The organism is Nocardia sp. NRRL WC-3656, from assembly GCF_000720265.1.
In the GTDB taxonomy this organism is placed as follows: domain Bacteria; phylum Actinomycetota; class Actinomycetes; order Mycobacteriales; family Mycobacteriaceae; genus Nocardia; species Nocardia nova.
Genome location: NZ_JOJF01000082.1, coordinates 1 through 1794, shown reverse-complemented (window position 1 = coordinate 1794; position 1794 = coordinate 1). Strand labels below are relative to the sequence as shown.

Annotated in this window: 3 protein-coding genes; 1 reads left to right on the top strand and 2 read right to left on the bottom strand. The window is 61.6% G+C overall.

Annotation, left to right across the window (positions count from 1 at the left end):
• Nucleotides 1-310: hypothetical protein (locus IG65_RS39505; protein ID WP_231509623.1), on the top strand; the 310-nt coding region annotated here is incomplete at its 5' end.
• Nucleotides 311-353: 43 nt separating this feature from the next.
• On the opposite strand, the gene IG65_RS0133895 is transcribed toward IG65_RS39505, so the two are convergent.
• A complete protein-coding gene (locus IG65_RS0133895; RefSeq protein WP_030519001.1) occupies nucleotides 354-1289 on the bottom strand; it encodes an oxidoreductase in 936 nt (311 codons plus the stop codon).
• A 119-nt stretch (nucleotides 1290-1408) separates the two neighbouring features.
• Nucleotides 1409-1794: nuclear transport factor 2 family protein (locus IG65_RS0133890; RefSeq protein ID WP_231509620.1), on the bottom strand; the 386-nt coding region annotated here is incomplete at its 5' end.

Here is a 1794-nt window from a genome sequence, read left to right as displayed (position 1 = left end):
GATACCGATCACCCACCACCGTCACCACGGCGAACATGATGCCCGATCGGCCCCACACAGCAGGCCGATCGACAAACACTATTGGGAGACGCGACCTAGCGGCTGCGCGGACTTGTTTGCGGATGCAGTTGCCCGTCGGGTCGATAACGACGCCGGCATGGGCGTCGACACAGCGGCGAGCGACGAACAGCGTGTCATTGTGGGCGGAAGCGATGATCGGAACGACGGCCCGATGTACCGCTTCGAGAGCCGATGTGGCGCTGCGGGTTCAGACACCACTTGCGGTTGGTGGTTCTCCATCGACATGTGAGCTTCCGTCCCCCGAAAGACTTCAGATACTGCTTCGTCGGTGGTCATATGGAATACCGAACACCGGTGAGGTCCTCGGACATCTCCCATAATCTGCGCTGAAGCAGGGCATTGCGGGAGGTGGCAGACGAGCTGACGATCCGGGGATGGCCTCGTAGTTCGCCCAGTCCTCTGGGACCGAAGTATTGGCCGCCTACAACTGCGGGATCCGTTGCGGCGCGCAATATCGGCAGTGCTCCCATCGCAGCGCCTTGACGCAAGCTGCCGAGCAGTCTGTTCTGCAGCCGTATGGATATCGGGGCGTCCCTAACGAGTTGTGTCTTCGTCGTGCCCGGGTGCGCTGCCACGGCGATGGCGTTCGTACCTGAGGCCGCAGCCAGCCGACGTTGGAGTTCGTATGTGAAGAGCAGGTTGGCGAGCTTGGCCTGGCCGTAGGCGTGTACCCACTTGTAGGGACGCCGTTGCCAGTGTGGGTCGGCGAAGTCGATGCCGTCACCAGCCATGCGGTGGCCGAAACTGCTCACGGTCACGATTCGGGCTCCGGGTGTGTTCATTAGCATATCCAAGAGCAAGCCTGTCAGCGCGAAGTGTCCGAGGTGACACACGCCGAAGTGGAGTTCGAAGCCCTCCTCGGTGGATCCCTTCGTAAACGCGACCAGCCCCGCGTTGTTGATCAACAGGTCAATGCGGGGGTAGCTTGCGCGCAGTTCGGCGGCCGCGGATCTGACAGATCGCATGGATGCGAGATCGAGCTGCTGCACGCTGACGGTAGCGCCGAGTTGAGAGTCGGCGATTCTGGCGGCAGCTTCGGTTCCCGCGCCGATGTCTCGCACGGCGAGCACCGTGCGGGCTCCGCGACGCGCAAGAGCAGCGGCGATCTCGTACCCAATACCCGAATTAGCGCCTGTTACAACGACAGTGCGCCCCGATTGATCCGGTATCGCGTCAGCCGTCCAACGCTGACGCCGGTTCATTTTCATTTCACCTCGCTCACGTCGGGAACCGGATACTTCTCCAGTAGGGTCGTAGCGGTTGGTCAGGTATCCGGAGTCGGCCGACCCTGCGAATCGCAGCGCCGCCCAACAGATCTGAGTCGACCTCATCGCCACGCGTGGTAAAAGGCCGGCTCCGGATACTCCCAATACTCGACGAGCTTTCCGTTGTCGATACGGTACACCTGGGCCAGGACGTAGCTCAGCTTCTCGCCGTCACGTTCGAGGTGATGGCGCACAATAGCGACCTCGATGCGATCGTTGGCCACGATGTCGATCAGTTCGTCCCGATATGTGCGGCCGCTGATCTCCATGAATTTCTGGTACATGCGTAGGCCCTCGTCCGCGCCGAACCAGTCGCCACTGATCTGGGTGTCACCGGGTTCGTGCCACACTGGCCTGTCCCCGATTGTGCGACCACTCGGCTTTTGAGTCCGGTGTCGATCGGTTTCAGTCGATGCCGCAGGCCACTGGGTGGTGGGTGTGGCTGCAG